Annotated in this window: 11 protein-coding genes; all 11 read left to right on the forward strand. The window is 39.4% G+C overall.

Going from position 1 to position 15,895, the window contains the following annotated elements; translation table 11 throughout:
* The first annotated feature begins 73 nt into the window (after nt 1–73).
* Nucleotides 74–1,444 (forward strand): aminotransferase family protein, encoded by a 1,371-nt coding sequence (locus ACZ5Q7_RS07535; RefSeq protein WP_343752379.1) that lies wholly within the window; start codon nt 74–76, stop codon nt 1,442–1,444.
* Between the two features lie 158 nt (nt 1,445–1,602).
* On the forward strand, nt 1,603–2,520 hold the full coding sequence (locus ACZ5Q7_RS07540; protein ID WP_464432688.1) for a DMT family transporter: 918 nt from the start codon (nt 1,603–1,605) through the stop codon (nt 2,518–2,520).
* Between the two features lie 38 nt (nt 2,521–2,558).
* Nucleotides 2,559–4,037, forward strand: coding sequence for an aldehyde dehydrogenase family protein (locus tag ACZ5Q7_RS07545; RefSeq protein ID WP_343752377.1), 1,479 nt, complete (start codon nt 2,559–2,561; stop codon nt 4,035–4,037).
* Between the two features lie 331 nt (nt 4,038–4,368).
* The gene (locus ACZ5Q7_RS07550; protein WP_343752376.1) at nt 4,369–5,592 is read left to right on the forward strand and encodes an ROK family protein; all 1,224 of its coding nucleotides are present in this window, start codon (nt 4,369–4,371) and stop codon (nt 5,590–5,592) included.
* A 93-nt stretch (nt 5,593–5,685) separates the two neighbouring features.
* Nucleotides 5,686–7,143, forward strand: a complete 1,458-nt coding sequence (locus tag ACZ5Q7_RS07555; RefSeq protein WP_343752375.1) for an NAD-dependent succinate-semialdehyde dehydrogenase — start codon at nt 5,686–5,688, stop codon at nt 7,141–7,143.
* 58 nt (nt 7,144–7,201) lie between these two features.
* Nucleotides 7,202–8,590, forward strand: a complete 1,389-nt coding sequence (locus tag ACZ5Q7_RS07560) for an aminotransferase family protein (protein WP_343752374.1) — start codon at nt 7,202–7,204, stop codon at nt 8,588–8,590.
* 149 nt (nt 8,591–8,739) lie between these two features.
* Nucleotides 8,740–10,188, forward strand: a complete 1,449-nt coding sequence (gene nhaC, locus ACZ5Q7_RS07565; RefSeq protein WP_464432689.1) for a Na+/H+ antiporter NhaC — start codon at nt 8,740–8,742, stop codon at nt 10,186–10,188.
* A 166-nt stretch (nt 10,189–10,354) separates the two neighbouring features.
* On the forward strand, nt 10,355–11,191 hold the full coding sequence (locus ACZ5Q7_RS07570; protein WP_343752372.1) for an MBL fold metallo-hydrolase: 837 nt from the start codon (nt 10,355–10,357) through the stop codon (nt 11,189–11,191).
* A 92-nt stretch (nt 11,192–11,283) separates the two neighbouring features.
* On the forward strand, nt 11,284–12,378 hold the full coding sequence (locus ACZ5Q7_RS07575) for a TAXI family TRAP transporter solute-binding subunit (protein WP_464432691.1): 1,095 nt from the start codon (nt 11,284–11,286) through the stop codon (nt 12,376–12,378).
* A 76-nt stretch (nt 12,379–12,454) separates the two neighbouring features.
* Nucleotides 12,455–14,425 (forward strand): TRAP transporter permease, encoded by a 1,971-nt coding sequence (locus ACZ5Q7_RS07580; RefSeq protein WP_343752370.1) that lies wholly within the window; start codon nt 12,455–12,457, stop codon nt 14,423–14,425.
* 115 nt (nt 14,426–14,540) lie between these two features.
* Complete coding sequence (locus tag ACZ5Q7_RS07585) at nt 14,541–15,764, forward strand: ROK family protein (RefSeq protein WP_343752369.1); 1,224 nt, start codon at nt 14,541–14,543, stop codon at nt 15,762–15,764.
* The last annotated feature ends 131 nt before the right edge of the window (nt 15,765–15,895 follow it).

The following is a 15,895-nucleotide window of genomic DNA, read 5'->3' on the forward strand; positions in this document are numbered from 1 at the left end:
AATGGTAAGATTTTATTCCATTCTTTGAACGTTATGACATTAAAAAATACCACTACGCACGGAGGTTTTATTAATGAAAAATTTGGAATCTAAAGTTAATGAACTTACTGAATTGGATAAAGAACACTATTTACACCCTTTAACACCACCGAAAATGCAATATGAGCAAGGACCGCCGATCATTGTTTCGGAAGGTAACGGAGTTTATGTTAAAAATGAAAGCGGTGACACTTTCATTGATGGCATGTCCATGCTTTGGAATGTGAATCTGGGACATGGTCAAGAAGAGCTTGGAGATGCGGCAAAAGAGCAAATGAAAACGCTGGCATTCAGTTCTTCCTTTAATGGTTATTCCCATGAGCCGGCCATTCGTTTATCCCAAAAGATCGCTTCGATGGCGCCTGAAGATATGAATGTAGTATTTTTTACATCTGGTGGATCCGAGGCTAATGATACCGCCTTCAAACTAGCGAAATATTACTGGAAGCTTAAAGGGCAGTCAAGCCGTAATAAAGTCATTAGTTTAAGCAGGGGTTATCACGGTGTTGCACAAGGTTCGACAAGTGCCACCGGAATAACGGAGTTCAATAGTTTGGTCGGTCCCAAATCTCCGGACTACCTTCATGCTGAGCCGCATCTTCTTGATTGCGAACTTGGCGATAGAAGTCATGAAGATTACCATAAAAGTGTCAGAGGTATTATTGAACAGGAAGGGCCAGAAAATATAGCCGCCATTATTCTGGAACCGATCATGGGAGCGGGCGGTGTATTCACGCCTCCTGAAGGATATTTACAGGCACTTCGGGACTTATGCGATGAGAAAGACGTTTTAATGATTACAGATGAAATCATTTGTGGATTCGGCCGTACAGGTAAAAACTTTGGCGTGGATAATTGGAATGTCACACCGGATATGCTGACATTCGCAAAAGGAAGCACAAGTGGATATATCCCTCTTGGTGGTGTTGTGATGCGTGAGAAAATTCGTGATGAGATGGTTAAAACAGATGATGTTTTATTCCACGGATTTACGTATAGCGGTCATCCAACGTCCTGTGCCGTCGCTCTAAAGAACCTCGAAATTATTGAACGTGACAATGTTATGGATAATGTCAATAACATGGAACAAGTATTCAAAGCGGAGTTACAAAAATTAGAAGATAATCATCCGCATGTAACCAAGTCAAGAGCTGTTGGATTGCTTGGGGCGTTCGAATTATATGCAGACCGTGATAAAGAAAAACCTTTTGATCCGGAAACAGGAGCTTCTTTTCAAGTAGTTGATGAGTGTTTTAAACGAAACTTGATTTTGCGGTCTATTGATTGGAATGGATCAAATATCGTGGCCATTGCCCCCCCATTAATTGCCAATAAAGAAGAAATAGAAGAGATCTTCAAAATTATTGATGAAGGCTTAACGGCATTTGAACAATCTTTAAAATAGTACTTTAGTATGAAAAAGAGCTGGGCAGGTAAACACATGTAAAGAAAAATTTGTTTCAATAACCTGTTTGCCTTCCTGGCTTTTCTCATAAACAATAATCTGAATGTTATGTATTTATAACAAAACTGGAGGTTATCATTCATATGCGTCAAGGGGTTTTGCTTTTTGTTATTAGCATGATGTCTATTGGTATGAGTATCCCAATCGGAGACGTCATGATGGTCGATTTTCCAGTTCTTTTATTCACGTTCATAACGATATTGATAGCCAGTATTATTCTGATTCCTTTCGCGACTATAGTTGAAAAAACAAAATGGAGTCACATAAGCTGGAAAAACTATTTCGGTATATTTATGCAGGCTTTACTTACAGTGACATTGTATACCGTTTTTCAATTATACGGATTGACTTATGCGGGGCCTGTATCTGTTGGGATTATTACTAGTATAACGCCTGCTGTTGTATTGGTGCTGTCATTGTTTTTATTACGGGAACGGTTAAATCTAAAGAAAATTTCTGCTGTTGCATTAGCAATCCTTGCAGTCCTGATCATGGAAATTGCCGGTGTTGATCCCGAAGGTGGAGGATCCAGTATTGGTATTCTCTTTATGCTTCTTGCGGTGATTTCACTATCCTTATTTTTTATTTATGCAAAGAAATTTACTGTGGAACTTCCACCATACACATTAGCAGCAGGTTTGTGTTTTTTTGGGATGTTGCAAACGCTTCCAATAGCTATCTATCAGTTCAACACAATTGATGTATCGGTGTTTAGTGGTATGGAGACCTGGTTGGGGATTTTAGGATTTGCGTTTACAGCTTGGATATTTGCTTATACGTTCACATATTTAGGGTTAGCAAAAATAAATGCAAGTACAGCAGGCATGGCATCAGCTGTTATACCAATTGTCGCAACTACTTTTGCAGTTGTCTTTTTCGGTGCGGCACTCCGGATTGTTGACATGGTAGCACTAGTTTTGGTCATTGCGTCAATCGTTATCGCAGAATACCAGGAGAGGACGAAAGAACCGACGGATGACACATTATGGGATTCTGAAGATGTTAAAGCGAAATAAAAGACGAAAAAAATATGATAAGTGAGGAGAGTTTTAGCATGCAAAAGACAGAGGATAGGACATGGATCAATCGATTAAATAAGAGTTACGTAGGTGGTCAATGGGTAAATGGTCAAAGTGGAAGAGATTATGACATAAAAGACCCGTATGATGATTCAACTTTATCCACGGTAAGCTTGGCAACCGACGAACAAATCCATGAAGCATTTGAAACAGCAAGAGTAGCACAGAAAAAGTGGGCAAAAACGACTGCTGAAGAAAGAAAAACTGTACTGACGAAAGCTTTAAATTATTTGGAAAAAGAAAAAGAAAATATTTTACAATTAATTATGCGGGAAACTGGAGGCACACGCTTAAAAGCCGAAGTGGAATTTGGTTTTGGCATCAATGATATTAAAGATGCTATTACAATGGTGAATGAAGTGTACACACCCAGAGAATATTCGTCTGTAACACCCAATAAAGTCAACCGGGTTTATCGATTGCCGCTTGGTGTTATTACGTCCATCACACCATTTAATTTCCCATTTAATATGGCCACAAGAACGATTTTTCCCGCAATTGCTTTAGGAAATAGTGTTGTGCATAAACCGGATGTCCAAGTTGGGCTCATTGGTGGACAACTGTTTGCAAAAGCTTTTGAAGAAGCGGGACTTCCGGCTGGTGTATTCAATTCATTATTGACGGATTTGGAGGAATCCGGTGATGCGTTTATAACCAATCCAAACGTTGATTTTATCAGCTTTACCGGATCCAACGCTGCCGGCAGACATATAAAAGAAACAACGGCTTCATCGATGAAACAATTAGCATTGGAGTTGGGCGGAAACAATCCCTTGGTACTATTAAATGATGCCGATGTGGATTATGCTGTGGATATTGCTACATTTGGCAAATTCATGCATAACGGACAAATTTGCGCGATAACAAACCGTATTATTGCTAACAAAACTATTTATGATGAATTTGTCGAGAAATATGCTGAACGCGTAAATTCACTTAAAGTCGGTGATCCAAAAGATCCGGATACCATAATAGGACCAGTCATCAATGAAAAACAAGCCGATAAAATCATGGGCATTGTTGAAAAAGCGAAAGAGGAGGGACTAAAAACAGTTGTTGAGGGCGAACGTAACGGAAATGTTATTTCGCCGTATGTTTTCGTTAATGTTCCCAATAGTTCAACACTTGCTTCAACAGAGGTTTTTGGCCCGGTTGCTCAAGTTATTCCTGCTGAAGACGATGAAGAAGCCATTCGTATCGCAAATGACACAGATTTCGGTTTGTCAGCAGCTATTATTACGGACGACCTTGAAAAAGGGGAACGACTGGCACTTGATATTGAATCAGGCACAACACACGTCAATGATATGCCCGCCGTTTTGGAAAGCAACGTTCCATTTGGTGGGATGAAGAATAGTGGTATTGGACGTTTTGGCCATGATTGGGCTATTGAAGAGTTGACTACCACAAAGTGGGTGTCGGTCCAGAAAGAGAAAATGGAGTATCCATTTTAATAACAGCGACCATAACAAATTACACGAGTAAATAAAATTGTCGGTCAATTACGTATTACGTGTTTTAAAAGTATATTCCCTATGGTTGTTCAGTGAGAACCTTTCGAATAATTTTCGAGAGGTTCATTTTTGTTATAAAGCAAATATGCATATTAGAATTTTCTATCTAGACAGAAATGGTTCATTCTAACCAAAATGAATTCAACTTCTGTTTTTAACCCTGATAAAGAATGGATTATTTTTCTTATAAAATAAAATATAAAAATCTTTTGACTAAATTGAATAGATGTTTTAAACTAAAAATTACATTATTTAAAAGAGGGAAGCACAAATGCTTAAAGATCTCTTCCAAGTGACAACACAGAAAGGGATTAATTTAAAAGAAGTCTATAAGGCTGTTAAAAATGAAAACGGTTTAACAAAAGTGGAAATAGCTGAGAAAACAAATTTAAAATTCAGCACATGTGCCAGATTGATTGAAGAGTTATCCGAAAATGGGCTTTTATATGAAAGCGGGGAGGCTCATTCAAGTGGTGGAAGAAAAGCGAAAGAATACAGCATTACGCCAGATGCAAATTATGTCGTTGGAATAGATATATCTCGTACATTCTCTAAAGTACTTTTAATGACTCTGGATTTAAAACCAGTTGAAGAAAAACGCTTTGATATGGATGGAAAAAGTACTCCTGACGTTATGATTGAAGCCTATGTTAATGCAATTAGAGCGATGTTGGAGAAGCAATGTTTGAAAGAGTCGTCTTTGCTTGGAATAGGTATCAGTGCAATAGGCCCTCTTGATACAATAAAAGGCATTATTAACAAACCATTATCTTTCCCGGCCTCCGGTTGGGAAGATGTCCCGATTGTAGATAGGATAAAAGAACACATTGAAACTGAAGTTGTACTGGATTATGGAGAAAACACAGCATTAAGTGCTGAACATAGGCGGGGAGCGGCGCAAGAGGACCGGGACACCTTTTACATTAACAAAGGAATTGGTATCAGAGTGGGAATTATGTTAAATGGTGAGATACTTCGACCGCGTGGTGGGAGTAGTGGGGGTGCATTCGGTCAGGGACATATGGTTGTGGATCTCCATGGAAGAAAATGCATATGCGGCAATTATGGTTGCTTGAATGCATACTCAACTATACCGGCATTGGTAAATGAAATGCAAAAACATTTAAAAAGAGGAAATGATTCTTTACTGAATGATCAAGTTAGTGACTTGTCGGACATTACTTTTTCCCACATTGTGTCAGCACTGGAGTCGGGCGATCAGTTATGTGAGCAGGTTGTTAAAGACACAGCATATTATTCAGGAACTGGTCTTGCCAATTTGGTTACGATTTTTCAACCCAGTAAAATCATCTTAAATGGTCCAATGTATAGAAAGCTTAACCTATTTTATAATACGTCCATTGACACAGCGATAAACAGATATAAAAAGCTTTTTCCTGATTTGGATGTGACATTCACACAAGGTGATTTAGGAGAAAATGCTGCGGCTACCGGAGCAGGGGATCTTGTATTGGATTGGCTGTTATCATCTTGACGATTGATGATACGTTTACTTGGTATTGGTTGATCTATCCACTTATTAAGCAATTAAAATACCTATTTAACACACAAGGGAGGATCTATTGGTATGACAGTTTTAAAATCGAAGAAGTCTTGCAAACTTTATATAGACGGCAAATGGCTGGAGGCAAAGGGTGATTCCACAATTGAGGTTATTAATCCAGCGACGAATGAAAATATTGCACAAATAAGCAGTGGTGGTCAGGAAGAAGCGGAATTGGCAGTAAACGCCGCGGCAAGTGCTTTTCATGATTGGTCAAATAAACCAGCGAAAGAAAGAGCTGATTTATTGTGGGCATTATATAATAAAGTATTGGAGAATCAAGAGGAACTTGCAAAGGTGATGACACTGGAAGCAGGAAAACCATTAGCGCAAGCACGAGGCGAAGTGAGAAACGGAGCCGAATATATTCGTTGGAATGCGGAAGAAGCCAGGCGCATTTACGGAACAACAGTGGAATCAACGGATGCACAAAAAAGACTGCAGGTCAAAAAAGGGGCGGTGGGGCCCGTAGCCGCCATTACACCATGGAATTTCCCCTTTGCCATGGTTGCGCGTAAACTAAGCCCCGCTCTTGCAGCAGGGTGTACCGTTGTTCTGAAACCGTCTGAAGAAACACCGATTTCAGCTATGAAATTTTTTGAGCTCGCTGAAGAAGTTGGTTTTCCAAAAGGCGTTATGAACTTGGTGATCGGTAATCCTCAGACGATTGGTGACGTATGGTTGACAGATAAACGAATAAAAAAGATTACATTTACCGGTTCAACGAATGTAGGGAAAATGCTTTATCAAAAAGCCGCAAACCAAGTGAAACGTATTTCGATGGAATTGGGCGGGCATGCACCTATTATTGTTTTTGACGATTGTGATATTGACAAAGCCGTTCAACAAATTCTGAGGAGTAAACTTAACAATAGTGGACAGACATGTGTTTCGCCCAATCGTATTTATGTTCAAGAATCAATTGTTGATCAATTCACGGAGAAATTAGGTCAAATGGCGAAAAATGTCAAAGTTGGAGACGGGAACAAAAATGACAGTGAAATGGGTCCTGTCATAAACCAAGTAGGTCTTCAAAAAATTGAATCCCATGTGAAAGATGCGATTGATAAAGGTGCTGAAGTAGTGGCAGGTGCAAAGAAATATGAGGAAGACGGCTGTGAAAATGGATTTTTCTACTCCCCCACTGTGCTTAAGCATGTTGATGAGTCAATGACCATAGCCAACGAAGAAACATTCGGTCCTGTTGCACCAATTCTTTCATTTACGTCTGATGAAGAAGTTATTGAAAAGGCAAATGACACCGATTACGGTCTTGCGGCTTATATATTCACTACTGATTTGTCTCGTTCACACCGTGTTACTGAAGGTCTTGAATATGGAATGGTCGGTGTGAATGATACCGTATTGGCGCAGGTGGAAGGCGCTTTTGGCGGCGTGAAAGAAAGTGGGTTCGGAAGAGAAGGCGGTCCGGATGCATTAGACGATTTCTTGGAGGAGAAGTTTATTACCACTATTATATAGGGTTTATTTCTATTTTGATTTGCAGCATAAGTAAAGACTAACAAGGAGGAAGCGCTTTATGGTTATGGATGAAGTGAAAAATCAAACGTCGATAGAACAATTAAAAGAATGGGACCGGAATCACTTTATGCATCCGACGTCCTCTGTCCGTGATCACCAAGAAAACGGAGCTGCGTATACATTCACGAAGGGTGAAGGTATCTATTTAACGGATATTGATGGGAGGGAATACGTGGATGGATTATCCTCTTTGTGGAATGTGAATTTAGGGCATGGACGAAGTGAGTTGGCAGAAGCAGCAAAGGAACAAATGGAAACACTACCATTTTCTTCTTCCTTTAATAATTATTCAAATGAACCTGCTATTAAACTATCCCGTAAAATAGCTGAATTGACACCTGGAAACTTAAATGTAACATTTTTCACTTCTGGTGGATCGGAATCAAATGAAAGTACCTTTAAAATTATTCGGGAATATTGGAAATTAAAAGGACAGCCCCAACGTACGAAAATTGTCAGTCTGCAAAAAGGTTATCATGGGGTGACATTAGCAGCTACTAGAGCAACAGGAATGGATAACTTTAATTCCTTTGGAACGTCGTATGCACCTGGTTTCTTGAATGCAGAACCATATTTAACCGGATGTGAACAGGGGGATAAAACGCATCCAAACTATGAAAATTCAATTCGTGGTGTGATCGAACGTGAAGGTGCCGATACAATTGCTGCAGTTATTATGGAACCCATTCAGGGAGCCGGGGGGCTAAATGTTCCACCTGAAGGTTATTTACAATCGGTCCGCGACTTGTGTGATGAATTTGGTATTTTTATGATTGCTGATGAAATTGTTTGTGGATTTGGACGGACAGGTAAGATGTTTGGTGTCGAAAATGACGGTATCATTCCTGATTTTATGACAGTAGCTAAAGGTATTACAAGTGGCTACATTCCGTTGGGGGCTGTCATTATGAAAGACTCATTCAGAGATGAACTGGCTGAACTGACAGGTGGTGTATTGTTTCATGGTTTTACGTATAGCGGACACCCCACTTCCTGTGCCGTAGGATTAAAAACGCTGGAAATCATTGAAAAAGAAAACATTGTTCCCCATGTAAAGAAGATGGAAACAGTTGTTGAAAATGAATTCAGCAAATTAAAAGAAAAACATCCTCATGTTACAAACGAGCGATGTGCAGGCCTTCTTGGTGCATTTGACGTATTCAAAGATCCTGAAGAAAATATACCATTTAAGCCCGAAGAAGCTGCAGCTCCGACATTAAGTAAATTATGCGGTGACCTCGGACTGATAGTTCGGCCAATCATGTATAAGGGTGCTAATACAATTGCTTTCGCACCACCGCTTATCAGTTCAAAATCTGATATAGAGGAAATATTTAATATATTCTCCCAAGCTTTAACCAGATTTGAAAGACAAGTGAACAGCTGAATTTTCATGGAAGAATGGGATGCAGGAACGTGAATAAGCCTGTATTCCATTAACCAAATAAACGTTATGTAAGCGATTACCCCCAATCAGATGCTTATATGAATTTAATTCACATATCCCGGTAAGAAGTTCCTTAATGAAAGGATGTTATGATGCATAAAAAACCGACATTCACACAAGCCCTTCTGCCACTGTTTGCATTGATTATCACAACTTTTTTCTCCATCTCATTCTGGGATACAGGAATGCAAATCCCACTAATTGTTGGAATTACGGTTGCTTGTCTGCTTGCTAAATATTTAGGGTTTTCATGGTCTGAACTTGAAGAACATATGGTTTCTGGTGTTAAACTTATTATTCCGGTAGTGTTTATTTTATTTCTAATTGGATGTCTTGTAGGAGCTTGGGTTGTTAGTGGAGTTATACCTACACTGATTTATTATGGATTGGACCTTCTAAACCCTTCCATTTTTGTGCCAACGGTTGCGTTAATAACAGGTATCTTGACGATTGTACTGGGAAACAGTTTAACAGCACTGGCAACAATAGGTGTTGCATTTATGGCGGTTGGACATGGATTAGGGTTCCCTGGTCCTTTGGTTGCAGGTGCTATTATTTCTGGAGCAGTAATGGGCGATAAAATAACACCATTATCGGATACAACAGTCACCGCACCAGCAATCGTTGATACGGATCTATTCAGCCACATTAAACATATGATGTGGGATACAATACCAGCATTTTTAATCGCTTTGATTCTTTTTTGGATAGTCGGGAATCAATATGCAGGAGATGCATCTGATATTGGTCGAATTGACAGTATATTAAGCTCTTTGCAACAACAATTTAATATTCATCCTCTATTATTAGCGTTACCAATCTTGACGGTCATTTTTATGATGAAAAAACTTCCAGTTATTCCAACACTTGTGATGCTATCTGCTTTAGGAGGTATCGCCGCTTTTATTTTCCAAGGCAGTAATCTTGCTGAAGTGGTAGAAGTTATGACCAGTGGTTTCAGTGTCAATACAGGTCAGGAATTAATGGATTCTCTTTTATCGCAGGGTGGTATAACGTCCATGACCGGGATTGTTATTATTGTTGTTTTAGCGACAGCTCTGGGCGGACTTTTTGACGGAGTAGGCCTATTTGATTCATTAGTTAGTTCCATGTTAGAGCGTGCGAATTCCACTGGAAAATTGATGCTTACAACTGCATCTTCGTCATTCTTGGTGGCTGCTGCAAGTGGTGCTTTGTACCTTGCCATTATTTTACCAGGGCAGGCCCTGGTAGGGAACTTTAAGGAGAGAGGGTTGGATACCAAAAACCTTTCCCGTTGTTTGGAAGCTTGTGGAACTGTTGGAACATTTTTGATTCCATGGGGTGTACCAGCTGTTTTTGCTGCATCCGTTCTTGGTGTTAGTGCATACCAGTTTGTTCCTTTTATTTTCTTTGCCTTCTTGGTTCCTATCATTAATGTCATATATGGATTCACAGGCATTTCAATTGCAAAGAAAGACTATTCTGGAACCATCAAAGTCAAGCCGGTAGATTATGAAAATAGTCAAAAGGATGCTGTGATGACTAATACAAACTGAGTATAAAACCAAAATTGTCTGAATATAGGTCATATAAAAATGATTGACATCATATAAAATATTATATAAAATTTAATAATCAAAAATATCTATTAACTATGGATTATTTTTAATAACTTCTAACAAAAGTGGTTAAAAGTTAAACTAATATAGGGAGTGACTAATAATGAGTGAGATCAAGAATGGAATTACCATGTTGGGAACAGGCAGTCCGAGACCGGATTTAGAAAGATCAGGCCCTGCACAGGTGTTACACATAAATGGAATGCCTATTTTAATTGATTGTGGTGAGGGCACGACTGCACAGTTGCTGAAAGCTAATATTCCACCAGAAAATGTAAACGTTTTAATGTTTACGCACCTGCACTCTGATCACTTTTTTGGATATGGACAGTTTTTATTAGGTGGCTGGGGAAGAGGGCGTAGAGAACTTACTGTCGTTGGCCCTAAAGGTATTAAAGAATTTCATGAAACCGTGATAAATATGTTCAAAGATGACATCGCTTACAGAGTTTCGCTTGGTAGACCGGAAAATGGTGTTTTGGATGTCAATATTATTGAATTTGATGAACCTGGTGAAGTCTCTGTCGATATTCCGGCAAAAGTCTCCATAGATGAAATGGTTCATAATGTACCGACTTTTGGATTCCGTTTTGAAATGGATAATAACGTTATTGTTTTTTCTGGCGATACAGCGCCTACTCCGAATATCGTCAACTTGGCTCAAGGGGCGGATATTCTTGTACAAGATGGATGTCTTGCCAAAACAGGAATTTATCGAAATACGACTGATCCCGAGTTATTAAAGATTTGGGAGAACTTGCAAAAAGAGCACTGTACACCGGGGCAAGCAGGCGATATAGCTCAGGAGGCAGGTGTTAAAAAGTTAGTAATGACGCATTTCCTGCCCAATGTAATTCCGGAAGAAGTGAAAGAAGAAGCAGAGGAACAATTTGATGGTGAATCGATTGTTGGGGAAGATTTGATGGAAATATCTGTATAATATTTAACACTCATTATCTGGGTTAACATTGGTAAAATAGATATATTCAAAGGAGATCAAAAAAGATGAAACGAAAAAAACAGTTTATGATATTGTTGTTTTTCATTCCTTTTATTCTAGCATTAGTTGCATGTGGAGCGGGAAATACGGGAGGACAGTCTTCGGGAGATTCCAGTGATAAAAAAGAAGCAGGATTGGACTCAATTAAGAACGATAGTAACAGTAATCCCGATGGGGACTCTATTAATTTTGGTGCGCATCAGCCTGGGATTGCTTATCATAGCGCAGCATCTGGTATCTCAAGTGTCGTTAGTGAAAACATCGACGGAAATTTAACAGTTAAGCCTTATTCTGGTCCAAATGCTTGGATGCCTGCTTTAAACAGCGGCGAACTGGATATGGGGATACTGTCTTATGCTGATATGGCATGGGCTAAAGACGGAAAAAATGGCTATCCCAAAAAAAATCCTAACATAAGGATGCTAGTAAGAGGCAATACCATTGTAACGACAGGTTTAACTGTTAGAGTGGAAGATGATATACAAAATGTTGCCGATTTAAAAGGAAAAAGAGTTGCATCCGAATACTCTGGTAATCAAATTTTACAGCAAATCACAACAGCTCAGCTGCAAGCATCAGGTCTGTCATGGGATGATGTGGAGAAAGTGCCAGTGACAGATGTGGATTCCGGAGTGGAAGCGTTACGTGACGGAAGAGTGGATGCTGTATTCACTGGAACTCCTACTGTGGCCACATTTACAGAAGTGGATACAACAAAAGATATTAATGGATTAAATTGGGCCGGGGTTCCACCGGAAGACATTGATCAATATCCGGAAGAGACAGTGAAAAAAATGGAATCTTTCGTTCCAGGCATTCAACCTGCTACGTTTAAAGACGGTTTTTTGAATAAAGAAAAAACATTGGTTTCCTACCCAATTGGGTTGGCTGCGAATGCTGATTTATCAAATGAAGAAGCTTATACCATTGTAGAAGTATTGTGGAATAACTATGAGGATTTGCACGCCCAGTTTAGCTGGCTGGAGACTTGGGCGCCTGAGCAAATGTTTGACCCTGAACCTCCTATTCCTTATCATCCTGGTGTTGTCGAATTTTTTGAAGATGAGGAGATTTGGACCGAAAAAGCTGAGAAACATCAAGAAGAATTATTAAATGAAATGGAATAAAAGATTGTCCGGTTGAAGAAATGCGGATTCTTCTAGGCTTTGGAATCCGCTTGTATGCCGGAGGGAGGGGGAAATAATGGCCGAAAAAAAGAATGAACGATTTCGACAACTGCAAGGTTTTTCGTCTGTTGTTTGGAAAATCGGGTTGCTCCTAATTCCCATTTCTGGAGTTCTCTATATATTAGGCATTCATCAAAAACTGGGTTTTTCCGTTTTTAAGGAACAATATTCTGGTTTGTTTTTGGGATTGGTATTAGCCGGAATTTTTATCGGAGTGCCTTCTTCCAAAAATGAAGATGGAACAAAGGTACCGTGGTATGATTGGATAATGGCGTTAATGGGCTTATTCGCCGGCTTATTTATAGCAGTATATTATCCGGTTATAGTTAATTATTTCGGATACGTGACACCGGATAGGGTTGTTATCAGTATAATGGCAATCCTTTTAATCCTTGAAGCGTTACGGCGTACATTTGGTTGGTCTTTAGTCTGTGTCGTTGGGGTTTTTTTAATCTATGCTTTTTTCCCTTCTATCTTCCCGGGTCCTCTCCAAGGTGAACGAAGTGCAATTGATGACCTGTTCAATTATTTATATTTAGATACAAACAGTCTTTTATATATGTTGAATATTGCGGCCACAGTTGCCCTCGCTTTTATTTTATTTGGACAGATATTGTTAAAGTTTGGTGGCGGAGACATTTTTAATGATTTAGCCTTTTCATTTTTCGGTAAATTTCGCGGCGGCCCGGCAAAAGCATCGGTAGCTGGTTCAAGTTTGGCAGGGAGCATTTCCGGCGGGCCGGTTTCCAATGTTATGCTCACAGGAAGTATGACGATCCCTTTGATGATACGGAATGGATATACCCGCAAGCAGGCTGGAGCGATTGAATCCGTAGCATCGACTGGTGGAATGATTATGCCACCTGTCATGGGGATTGCTGCCTTTATTATTGCAGAAAATCTTGGGGTTCCATACGGGGAAGTTGTTATAGCGGGAATCATTCCAGCGGTACTTTATTATTTGTGTGTATTTGTACAAGTGGATTTAAAAGCTGCAAAACAAGGAATCTACGGAATAGATAAATCGGATTTGCCCAATGCGAAAGAAATTTTAAAAATTGGGTGGATTATTATTCCAATTTTCGGGGCGTTACTTTACTTCTTGTTTGTTGTCGGTTATTCACCAACAACAAGTGGTGTATATGCGGCTGTTGTAGCAATTCCTTTTCTATTGATTCAACGATCGGTTTGGAAAAGTGTTGGAAATCGACTTATGAATGCGCTTCTTGGCACTGGTCAAAGCTTGTTGGATATTGGAATAATCTTAGCAGCAGCGGGAATTGTTACAGGAATCGTTAGTATTACCGGTTTAGGATTTAATTTGGCATTGGCACTTACTCAAATCGGAGAGACTAATTTGTTGTTGCTTTTAATTACAAGTGCAGCTGTCTGTATTATTTTAGGAATGGGTATGCCTGCTGTTGCCGCCTATGCACTTGTTGCTACTTTAATAGCACCCGCTTTGGTCGAATTGGGTATCCATCCTATGGCAGCACATTTATTTGTATTCTACTTTGCTAATATGTCCAGTTTCACGCCTCCGATAGCAGTTGCCAGTTTTGCAGCCGCAACGATTGCAAAAGAAAACCCTTACAAAATTGGATTTTCTGCAATGGCCTTTGGAGTTGTCGGTTTAATCGTTCCATTTGTATTCGTTTATTCTCCGCATCTGTTGTTAGGTGTAGGAGAGAACAACATTGGTACAGCAATGATAATGAATTTTGCAGCAATACTGGGATTTATTATGTTATCGATAAGTTTCGTGGGTTATTTATTTAATGATTTAAAGGTTGGAACACGATTGTTGTTTGCAGTTGCCGCGTTTCTTCTATTGTTCCCGATTAATCAAGGTTTCGCCTTTCTCTGGTCTTTAAAAGGAATTGGGCTCATCCTTAGTGCAGCTTTGGTTTTTTGGGAAATTAAATTCAAACATAAATCTGGAGAAAATAAAACATTTTATTCATCGGAAACTATGAAAAGTTTATAATGAAAGGTGTTGATCAATTAAATTTGTTCATTCTGACATATATACTTAATTGACAGCCACTTTTATCAAGAAAAGTCAAAAGCTTTATAAGTGGAAAAACCAAAGAGGGAATACAATGATAAAACGATTTAGATTCAGCGAGTCGGCTTCCTCCAAAATGAAAAGCATGAAATATCTATATAAACTTATTCGTAAACAAGGTCCTGTTACAAAAGGTATTCTAGTTGAACAAACCGGATTTAAACAAACAACCTGTGCAAGGATTATTGATGACCTTCTGCGGGAAGGGTTAATCATTGAAAGTGGCGTTGGGACATCAAGCGGTGGCCGTAAACCGATTATGTATACTATTAACCATCAGCTTTATTACAGTATCGGCATTGATATATCACGTACGTTTACGAAAGTGTTGTTGTTGGATCTTCAACTTAATGTGATAAGTGAAATTAGATTTTCAATGGATAAAACAAGTACCCCACAAAAGACGCTAACCTTCATTCAACATGCGATCGAGCAGATGTTGGCCGAGCATCAAATCGGGCAGGAACAGTTGCTGGGAATAGGGATTGGAGCGGTGGGGCCACTCGACAGACATAACGGGATTATGGTTAACCCCGTTAACTTCCCAGCTGATTATTGGAATAATGTGCCGATAGTCGATGAGCTGGAGAAGACATTTTCCACGAAAATATTATTGGATAAAGGTATCAATGCAGCGGTGGTTGCAGAGCACCAGCTGGGATTAAATGAAATAGTGGGAAATTTATCGTATATGATAGCAGGTGTCGGAATTCGTTTGGGTATCATGACAGACCATCGTCTTTTAAAAAGTGATGCCGAACGCTTTGGGAAATTTGGTAGTGGCCATATGATCATTGATACAAACGGAAAAAAATGTATATGCGGTGATTATGGTTGTTTTCATACATGCTCCACGATTTTATACTTGCAGGAAGAAATTGTCCATCAATTGAAACGGGGGTACGCTTCCATACTGACTGAAAAAGTCGATGATCCGGATGATGTTTCATTTGAGGATATTTGCGCTGCAGTAGAAGCAGGAGACAGTATGTGCATTCAAGTTGTGAAAGATTTTGGTTTTTTTACTGGTGTTGCTGTATCAAATATTATAACACTGCTTCATTCTGATTATTGGGTGTTGAGTGGACCGATGTTCAACCGTTTGAACTTGTTTTATGAAACGGTGGTTTCGACCGCTGCCAACCGTATTAGTAGGCTTTATCCCGGATATGATGTGAAATTCAGAAAAGCGCAGCTCGGGGAAAATGCTGGAGCAATTGGTGCAGGTGGTATGATTGTTGACTATTATCTTGGTTAGGCGGATTTCGTACCAGGTTGATTTCCTTTATATTTATTGCAAATGTTCTAGGATGAATCAGTTTCAAACAGTTCAAAAGGGTTTTCATGCCATGTCCCCAATCATTGTATGATATAATGACATTTCCGAAA

This window comes from Lentibacillus halophilus (assembly GCF_055395055.1).